Here is an 8,607-nt window from a genome sequence, read left to right as displayed (position 1 = left end):
TCGTCCCCGGAGCCGTCCGGGGACCCGACGGGCGCTCCCGTGGGCCCCTGGTCAGCGGGCGGCAGGTCAGCGAGCGGCGTCCAGCACCCGTGCGAGGTCGTGCGGGCGCCGGGTCGACACCAGCCAGTACGGCGTCGGGTCCTGCGGGTCCTCGAGCGGGACCAGCACGCCGGTGCGCGCCCAGGCGCGCAGGCACACGTAGGCGCGCGCGTCGAGCCGCGGACCGAGCTCGGTGCGCATCCCGGGCGCGTCGAGCGTCGTCGCCGGCCCGAGGAGAGCCACGGGGATCGCGGCGCGCCCGGCGCGGAACGTGCCGTCGTGCACGGCCACCACCGGCGAGGTCCACCACAGCGCGGCGAGGCCCGCGACGGCCGCGAGGACGCCGACGGCGACCCCGAGCGGCGGGCTCGCGGGCCACAGGGCGACGGCGAGCACCGCGGCGAACGCGGGCGCCGTGAGCCAGCCGCCCGGGCCGGGCAGCACGCGCTCGCGGAACGCGGGCGGGCCCGCCGGACCGTCGGCCGGGACGCGGGGACGCGGGGACGGGTCGGCGGCGTCGGTCATGGACCCATCATCCCAGCCCGCGCACGTCGCTCGTGCGCCCCCGCGCGACGGCGGGCCGGGGGCCCGGAGGTTGCTCGCACCGGGTGCGCGAGCGCACTAGGCTCGTGCGGTGCCGATCGACCAGCAGCCCTCGACCGGGGACGTCGACGTCCTCATCACCCTCCTCGACGACGTGCCCCTGCCCGCGTACGCGCACCCGGGCGACGCGGGCGCGGACCTCGTGACGACCGTCGACGTCGAGCTGGCCCCCGGCCAGCGCGCCGTCGTGCCCACGGGCGTCGCGATCGCGCTGCCGGACGGCTACGCGGCGTTCGTGCACCCGCGCTCGGGCCTCGCCGCGCGGCACGGGCTCACGGTGGTCAACGCCCCGGGGACCGTCGACGCGGGGTACCGGGGCGAGATCAAGGTGACGCTGCTGAACACCGACGCGGCCGAGCCGGTCGTCCTGCGCCGCGGCGACCGCGTCGCGCAGCTCGTCGTGCAGAAGGTGGAGCGGGCGCGGTTCGTGCAGGCGCAGCGGCTGCCCGGGTCCCACCGTGGCGAGGGCGGCTTCGGCTCGAGCGGGGGGTGGGGCACCGCGACCTGACGCGGACGTGGCGCTGGTCACGTCGCGCGGGGGCTAGTGTGGAAGGACGGGGCGAGCGCCCCGGCGAGAGTCCCGGGCGGGTGCCCGGGCAGGTGAAGGAGCTCTTCCGTGGGTCTGTTCCGTCGTTCCAGGTCGTCGCAGCCGGCCGAGTCCTCGGCGACGCCCGACGCCGACGCGACCACGACGCCCGAGCCGACCGCGGCGGCGCAGGACGGCGTCCCGGCCGCCGGCCGGGGGCCGTACGACTCGTCGCAGGTCCCTGAGCGCGGTCCGCGCCTCGACCTGGGTGCCGTGTGGCTCCCCGGAGTCCCCGGGATGGAGCTGCGCATGGAGGTCGACAAGAAGACGCAGCGCATCACGGGCGTCGCGTGCGCGGTCGCCGGCTCCGGCCTGCAGGTCCAGGCGTTCGCCGCTCCCCGCACCGACGGCATCTGGGACGAGATCCGCGGCGAGATCGCCGCGTCCGTGACCAAGCAGGGCGGGACGGTCGACGACGTGCCGGGCCCGTTCGGACGCGAGCTCATCGCCCGCATCCCCGCCCAGGCCCCCGACGGCCGGACCGGCGTCCGCCCGGCCCGCTTCGTCGGCGTCGACGGTCCCCGGTGGTTCCTGCGCGGCGTGCTGACGGGCAAGGCGGCGGTCGACCAGCAGGAGGCCCGGCTGCTCGAGTCGGTCTTCGCGAACATCGTCGTCGTGCGCGACCAGAGCCCGCGACCGCCGCGGGACCTGCTCACGCTGCACCTGCCGGGCAAGGCGCCGGCACCGGCACCCGCCGCGCCGACCGAGGCGCCGTCGTTCGACCCGCTCACCCGCGGGCCCGAGATCACGGAGATCCGCTGACGTGAGCCCCACCCTGCGCGACGCCTGGCACGCGGCTCTCGCGTCCCAGGACGAGTTCGCGGCCGTCGAGGAGCGCACCGAGGCCTCCCGCCAGACCGGCTGCCGTGCCGTCTCGGAGCTGCCCAACCGCCGTCGCGCCCGTGTCACGGGCGTGCTGCGCTCGGTCGTCCTGCGCCCGCGCGAGGGCGTGCCGACCGTCGAGGTGGAGCTGTTCGACGGCTCCGGCGCGATCGACCTCGTGTGGCTCGGGCGGCGGCGCATCGCCGGCATCGAGCCGGGCCGCAGGGCTCTCGTCGAGGGCCTCGTGTGCGAGGTGGACGGTCGGCGCACGATGTTCAACCCGCGCTACGAGCTGCTCGCCCGCCCGGGCGAGTGACGCCGCCGTCCCCGTGCGACGGCGCCGCCGCGCCGCCGTCGCGACCCGACCCCCAGGACACCCCCGAGGACACCGCACCATGACGAGCAGCACGACGCCGAGCGCGCCCGACGGGCCCGACGACGCACCCCGGTCCGCCGCGGCGCACGACGCCGGGCGCGAGGCCGAGGGCGTGGAGACCGCGGTCGACGACGTCGCGGCGCCCGAGGACGGCACCGCGCGAGGCGTGCGCGCGCTCGCCGGGGACCGGTTCTCCGTCGCGGAGGCCGTCGGGGGCGTGCGCGGGCTGGTCGAGTCCGTCGCCCCCGGTCTCGTGTTCGTCGTCGTGTTCGTCGCCACGACGGAGCTGACCTGGTCCCTCGTGGCCTCCGTCGCCGTCGCGGTCGTCGCGGTGGTGGCGCGCCTCGCGCAGCGCACCCCGCTCACGCAGGCCCTCGGCGGGCTGCTCGGCGTGGCGATCGGCGTGGTGTGGGCGTGGCGGTCGGGCGACGCGCAGGACTACTTCGCGTGGGGGCTGTGGACCAACGCCGCGTACCTCGTCGCGCTGCTGGCCTCGCTCCTGGTGCGCTGGCCGCTCGTCGGGCTCGTCGTGGAAGGCCTGCGCAGCGGGTTCGGCGCCGGGGCGGCCTCGCCGGCGGGCGCCGACGACCGCCCGGCCGCGGGCGCCGGAGGGGACGCGCAGCCCGGGGCGTTCGCCCGGTGGGCCCGCACGTGGCGGGACGACCGCGCGCTCCTGCGCCGCTACGCCGTGGCGACCTGGCTGTGGGTCGGTCTGTTCGCCGCGCGCCTGGCCGTCCAGGTGCCGCTGTACCTCGAGGGGTCGGTCGGCTGGCTCGGCACCGCACGCCTCGTCATGGGCCTGCCGCTGTGGGCCCTCGTGCTGTGGCTGACGTGGGTGCTCGTGCGGCGCCGCGTGGTCTGACGCCGCGCGCGGTCAGCGCGGGTCGTTCGCCGGTCCGTCGGACCCCGCGCCCGACGTCTCCTCGGCGGTCTCGTCGGCCGTCTCGTCGAACGGCGGGGGGAGGGGCGCCTCCGCGTCCTCGGGCGGCAGCACGTCCGCGACCTCGCGCACCGCGCCGCCGGCCTCCGACGGCTCGACGAGCAGACGAGCGAGCGCCTCCTCGTCCGCCTCGTTGCCCGTGACGAGCAGCAGCTCGTCGCCGGCCTCGAGCGTGTCGTCCTGCGTCGGGGCCATGGGCCGCGTGCCGCGCACGACGGCGGCGAGCACCGTGTCCGCGGGCCACGCGACCGCGCCGACGCGGCGCCCCACGAGGGGTGACGACGACGGGAGCGTGACCTCGAGGATGTCGGCACCCGACTGGTGGAACGTGAAGATGCGGACGAGGTCGCCGACGGCGACGGCCTCCTCGACCATCGCCGTCATGATCCGCGGCGTGGACACGGCCACGTCGACGCCCCACGACTCGTCGAACATCCACTCGTTCTTGGGGTTGTTCACGCGGGCGACCGTGCGGGGCACGCCGAACTCGGTCTTCGCGAGCAGCGAGACGACGAGGTTCACCTTGTCGTCGCCCGTCGCCGCGACGATGACGTCGCACTCGTCGACCTTCGCCGACGCGAGGGAGGACAGCTCGCACGCGTCGGCGAGCAGCCAGTCGGCGTCCGCGACCTGGGCGACGCGCATGGCGGCGGGCTGCTTGTCGACGAGCATGACCTCGTGGTCGTGGCTCAGCAGCTCGCGCGCGATGGAACGGCCGACGGAGCCGGCCCCGGCGATGACGACGCGCATCAGTCGACCTCCGTCCGCGGCGCCCGCGTGAGCAGCCGCTCGACGGCCGGCGCCTCCTCCGAGCCCATGAGCACGTGCAGCACGTCGTTCTCCTGCAGGACCGTGCGGTCGGTGACGATCGTGCCGTCGCCGAACCGGCTGACGAACGCCACCCGTGCTCCCGTGGTCTCCTCGATGGCGCGCACGGTGCGTCCGACCCACCCGGGGTGGAAGTCGACCTGCGCGAGCCGCACCCGTCCGGACGGGTCGCGGTACTCGTCCGTCGCGCCGAGCGGCAGCATGCGGCGCAGCACCTGGTCCGCGGTCCAGCGCACCGTGGCGACGGTCGGGATGCCGAGGCGCTGGTAGATCTCCGCACGCTGCGGGTCGTAGATGCGCGCCACGACCTTCTCGACCCCGAACGTCTCGCGCACCACGCGCGCCGACAGGATGTTCGAGTTGTCGCCGTCGGACACCGCGGCGAAGGCGTACGCGTCCTCGATGCCGGCCTGGACGAGCGTGTCCCGGTCGAACCCGACGCCCGTCACCTTCTTGCCGGTGAACTCGCCCGGCAGCCGACGGAACGCGTCGGGGTTCTGGTCGACGACCGCCACCGAGTGGCCGCTGCCCTCGAGCGACTGCGCGAGCGTCGACCCGACGCGGCCGCAGCCCATGATCACGAAGTGCACGCACCGAACGCTATACCGCCGGCGCGACCCCGCGCCGGAGGACCGCGCGCCCCGACGCGGACGGCGGCCGCCGGGCATAGCATCAGACCTCGTGTCGGAGATCGCAGATGCCGCCAAGCGGTTGCTCGTCGGGCGGCCGGTCCGCAGCGAGCGACTGGGTCACACCCTGCTGCCCAAGCGCATCGCGCTGCCGGTCTTCGCCTCGGACGCGCTGTCGTCCGTGGCCTACGCCCCGGACGAGATCCTCCTCACGCTCGCGATCGCCGGGCTGACGGCGACGACCGTCTCGCCCTGGGTGGGGCTCGCCGTCGTCGTCGTGCTGCTGACGGTGGTGGCGTCCTACCGGCAGAACGTGCGCGCGTACCCGTCAGGGGGCGGCGACTACGAGGTCGCCACGGTCAACCTCGGGCCCAGCGCGGGGGTGGGCGTCGCGTCGGCGCTCCTCGTCGACTACGTGCTGACCGTCGCCGTGTCGATCTCGTCCGGCGCCCAGTACGCGGCCAGCGCCATCCCGGCCCTGCGCGGGCACGAGGCGACGTTCGCGATCGCGCTCGTGGTGCTGCTGACGCTCGTGAACCTGCGCGGCGTCAAGGAGTCCGGGTCGTTCTTCGCGATCCCGGTCTACCTGTTCATGCTCGCGATCGGCGCGACCGCGGTCGTGGGCTTCTTCCGCTACCTCACCGGGACGCTGCCCCAGGCGGAGAGCGCGGACCTCGAGCTCGTCGCCCAGGACGGGTTCGACCAGGGGCTCATGGGCGTCGCGGGCGCCTTCCTCGTCGCGCGGGCGTTCGCGTCCGGGTGCGCCGCCCTCACCGGTGTCGAGGCGATCAGCAACGGAGTGCCCGCGTTCCGCAAGCCGAAGTCGCGCAACGCCGCCACGACGCTCGCGCTGCTCGGCGGGATCTCGGCCGTGATGATCGTCTCGATCCTGCTCCTCGCCCGGGCGACCGGCGTGCACTACGCGGAGGACCCGCACCTGCAGCTCTCGTCGGACGGCCGGCCGCTGCCGGAGGACTACGTCCAGCACCCCGTCATCGGGCAGCTCGCGGAGGCGGTGTTCAGCGGGTTCCCGATCGCCTTCTACGTCGTCTCGGCGGTCACCGGCCTCATCCTCGTGCTCGCGGCCAACACGGCCTTCAACGGCTTCCCGGTGCTCGGCTCGATCCTCGCCAAGGACGGCTACCTCCCGCGCCAGCTCCACACGCGCGGCGACCGCCTCGCGTTCTCCAACGGCATCCTCACCCTCGCGGTCGCGGCGATCGTCCTCATCTGGGCGTTCGACGCCCAGGTGACGCGCCTCATCCAGCTGTACATCGTCGGCGTCTTCGTCTCGTTCACGCTGTCCCAGCTCGGCATGGTGCGGCACTGGACCCGCGCGCTGCGTCGCGAGCACCAGCCGCAGCAGCGCTCGCGCATGCGGCGCTCGCGCGTCGTCAACGCCGTCGGCCTGGCCATGACCGGCACGGTGCTCGTGATCGTCCTCGTCACGAAGTTCACGCACGGCGCGTGGATCGCGCTGCTCGCCATGGGTGTCGTGTTCGTGCTCATGCGCGCGATCCGCACGCACTACGACACGGTCCGCGAGGAGCTCGCCCTCGGCGACGACCACGCGCAGGCGCGGGCGCTGCCGAGCCGCGTGCACGCCGTGGTCCTCGTGTCGAAGATCCACAAGCCGACGCTGCGTGCGCTCGCGTACGCCCGCGCGTCGCGCCCGTCGATGATCGAGGCGGTCACGGTCGGCGTCGACCCGGGGGACGTCGCCGACCTCATGCGCGAGTGGGAGGCGCTCGACCTGCCCGTCCCGCTGCGGGTCCTCGACTCGCCGTTCCGCGAGATCACCCGACCCGTGCTCTCCTACGTGCGCTCCGTGCGGCGCGAGTCGCCGCGCGACCTCGTGGTCGTCTACATCCCCGAGTACGTCGTGGGTCACTGGTGGGAGCAGCTCCTGCACAACCAGAGCGCTCTGCGGCTCAAGGGCCGCCTGCTGTTCACCCCCGGCGTCGTCGTCGCGTCGGTGCCGTGGCAGCTGTCGTCGTCCGCGGGGCACACCGGTCTCGAGGGGGAGGGCTTCCGCCCGCGCTACCCGGGGACGTGACGGCCGGCCGGTCCGGGATACTGGCACCATGCCCTCCACCCCGCACGGCCGGTCCGCCGCACCCTCCCGTCCCGCCCCGGAGCCCGCCGCGGCGGAGATCGAGCTCGAGGTCGGGCCCGTCGCCCACGGCGGGCACTGCGTCGCGCGGCACGAGGGCCGCGTCGTGTTCGTCCGGCACGCGCTGCCCGGCGAGCGTGTCCGTGCGCGCGTCACGGAGGGCGGCGACGACGCGCGGTTCTGGCGCGCCGACGCGGTGGAGGTGCTCGAGGCGTCGCCCGACCGGGTGCCGTCCGCGTGGCCCGCGGCGGGGCCCGGGGGAGCGGGCGGCGGCGAGCTCGCGCACGTCGCGCTGCCCGCGCAGCGCCGGTGGAAGCGCGACGTGCTCGCCGAGCAGCTGCGCCGCCTGGCGGGCGTGGACGTCGCCGACGACGCCGGACCGGCCCTCGTGGTCGACCCCCTGCCGGGCGACGACGAGCGCGGAGGTCTGGGCTACCGCACACGGATCGACCTCGTCGCCGACGACGCGGGGCGGGCGGGCATGCACCGGCACCGCTCGCACGCCGTCGTGCCGCTCGACGCCATGCCGCTCGCGACCGAGGAGATCGCCGCCCTGGCCGAGCACGAGCGCGTGTGGACGCGCCGGTGGCGCCCGGGCACGCGCCTCGAGCTCGTGGCGCCGAGCGGGTCCGCGCCGCTCCTGCTCGTCGACGGCGAGCCGTGGCGCGGCGGGTCGCCCGACCGGCGCCCGAACGCGCGGCGCAGCGTCGTCGAGCGCGTCGAGGTGGCGGGCGCGGAGCACGCCTACCGCGTGGCCGCGGCTGGCTTCTGGCAGGTGCACCGCCACGCCCCGGCGGCGCTCGCCGAGGCCGTCCTCGCGGCGGCCGGCGACCTCGACGGCGCGCGCGTGGTCGACCTGTACGCCGGCGCCGGGCTGTTCACCCTGCCGCTCGCCGCGGCGGCCGGCGCGTCGGGGACCGTGGTCGCGGTCGAGGGCGACGAGCGCGCGGTGCGCGACGCGCGGCGCAACGCGCACGGGCTCGGGACCGTCGAGCTGCACCACGGCGCCGTCGAGCAGCTGCTCGGCGCGGACGGCGCCGCGACCGTGACGGGCGGGGGCGCGGACGTCGTCGTGCTCGACCCGCCGCGCGTCGGTGCGGGCCGGGCCGTCGTCGACGCGATCGCCGGCATGGCGCCCGCCCGCGTGGTGTACGTCGCGTGCGACCCGGCGGCCCTCGCGCGCGACGTGGGCTACCTCGGCGGGCACGGGTACGCGCTGCGCGACGTCCGCGGGCTGGACCTCTTCCCGCACACGCACCACGTGGAGGCCGTGGCGGTCCTCGAGCGCTGAGCGCGTGCACCGTGCCCGCACGACGGGGACGATGGACGGACGGGTACGACGGCAGGCCGGGGAGGTGCGGACGATGGACGGTGGGCAGCAGAGCGCTCACGCCGGCGAGGACGTCCGGGACGTCGTCGGGATCGGTGTCCTCCTGCCGAACGGCCGGCTCGCGGGGCGCCGGTTCGCCACGCGCGCCGAGGCGGAGGCCTGGGCCCGGCCGGAGGAGGGCGAGCGGGTGGTCGAGCTCAACCTCCTGTGCGACTGCGACCTGTGACCGTGGGCCGAGCCGCTCGCGGACGTGGCCGGCGAGGCCCAAGATATCTTGACGTCAAGATATATGGGGTATGCTGACGGCTGCGCTGGTCGCAGCGGGCGCCCCGGGCGTCCCG

The 8,607-nt window shown here is 75.7% G+C and carries 10 protein-coding genes; 7 read left to right on the top strand and 3 right to left on the bottom strand.

Translation table 11 applies throughout. The annotated features are described in order from the left end of the window. Nucleotides 1–66 precede the first annotated feature (66 nt). The gene (locus ACFTZA_RS12580) at nt 67–564 is read right to left on the bottom strand and encodes a DUF3093 domain-containing protein (RefSeq protein WP_378195066.1); all 498 of its coding nucleotides are present in this window, start codon (nt 562–564) and stop codon (nt 67–69) included. 109 nt (nt 565–673) lie between these two features. Here ACFTZA_RS12580 and dut point away from each other — a divergent pair, with 109 nt between their 5' ends. The 4 genes from dut (at nt 674) to ACFTZA_RS12560 (ending at nt 3,288) form a co-directional block, all read left to right on the top strand. Beyond that, nucleotides 674–1,150: a dUTP diphosphatase gene (gene dut, locus ACFTZA_RS12575; RefSeq protein ID WP_378195063.1), complete on the top strand. Its 477-nt coding sequence runs from the start codon at nt 674–676 to the stop codon at nt 1,148–1,150. A gap of 108 nt (nt 1,151–1,258) precedes the next feature. After that, nucleotides 1,259–1,990 carry a DUF3710 domain-containing protein gene (locus ACFTZA_RS12570; protein WP_378195060.1) on the top strand — a complete coding sequence of 244 codons (732 nt, stop codon included), beginning with the start codon at nt 1,259–1,261 and terminating at the stop codon, nt 1,988–1,990. Nucleotide 1,991: 1 nt separating this feature from the next. After that, nucleotides 1,992–2,366, top strand: a complete 375-nt coding sequence (locus tag ACFTZA_RS12565; protein WP_378195057.1) for an OB-fold nucleic acid binding domain-containing protein — start codon at nt 1,992–1,994, stop codon at nt 2,364–2,366. A 79-nt stretch (nt 2,367–2,445) separates the two neighbouring features. Then, nucleotides 2,446–3,288, top strand: coding sequence for a DUF3159 domain-containing protein (locus ACFTZA_RS12560; RefSeq protein ID WP_378195054.1), 843 nt, complete (start codon nt 2,446–2,448; stop codon nt 3,286–3,288). A gap of 12 nt (nt 3,289–3,300) precedes the next feature. On the opposite strand, the gene ACFTZA_RS12555 is transcribed toward ACFTZA_RS12560, so the two are convergent. Both ACFTZA_RS12555 and ACFTZA_RS12550 read right to left on the bottom strand, forming a co-directional pair. After that, nucleotides 3,301–4,116: a potassium channel family protein gene (locus tag ACFTZA_RS12555; RefSeq protein ID WP_378195050.1), complete on the bottom strand. Its 816-nt coding sequence runs from the start codon at nt 4,114–4,116 to the stop codon at nt 3,301–3,303. Continuing rightward, nucleotides 4,116–4,769 (bottom strand): potassium channel family protein, encoded by a 654-nt coding sequence (locus ACFTZA_RS12550; protein WP_378195087.1) that lies wholly within the window; start codon nt 4,767–4,769, stop codon nt 4,116–4,118. Before ACFTZA_RS12550 ends, ACFTZA_RS12555 begins: the two co-directional genes overlap by 1 nt. 106 nt (nt 4,770–4,875) lie before the next feature. Here ACFTZA_RS12550 and ACFTZA_RS12545 point away from each other — a divergent pair, with 106 nt between their 5' ends. The 3 genes from ACFTZA_RS12545 to ACFTZA_RS12535 all read left to right on the top strand — a co-directional run bounded on the left by ACFTZA_RS12545 (nt 4,876) and on the right by ACFTZA_RS12535 (nt 8,492). Continuing rightward, on the top strand, nt 4,876–6,879 hold the full coding sequence (locus ACFTZA_RS12545; RefSeq protein WP_378195048.1) for an APC family permease: 2,004 nt from the start codon (nt 4,876–4,878) through the stop codon (nt 6,877–6,879). Nucleotides 6,880–6,907: 28 nt separating this feature from the next. Beyond that, entirely contained in the window at nt 6,908–8,227 is a 1,320-nt protein-coding gene (locus ACFTZA_RS12540; RefSeq protein WP_378195045.1) for a class I SAM-dependent RNA methyltransferase, read from the top strand. 73 nt (nt 8,228–8,300) lie between these two features. Next, nucleotides 8,301–8,492 (top strand): hypothetical protein, encoded by a 192-nt coding sequence (locus ACFTZA_RS12535; RefSeq protein ID WP_378195042.1) that lies wholly within the window; start codon nt 8,301–8,303, stop codon nt 8,490–8,492. Nucleotides 8,493–8,607: the final 115 nt, after the last annotated feature.

It is taken from the genome of Cellulosimicrobium sp. NPDC057127 (genome assembly GCF_042670945.1).
GTDB lineage: Bacteria > Actinomycetota > Actinomycetes > Actinomycetales > Cellulomonadaceae > Cellulosimicrobium.
This window is presented reverse-complemented; position numbering and strand designations above follow the sequence as displayed.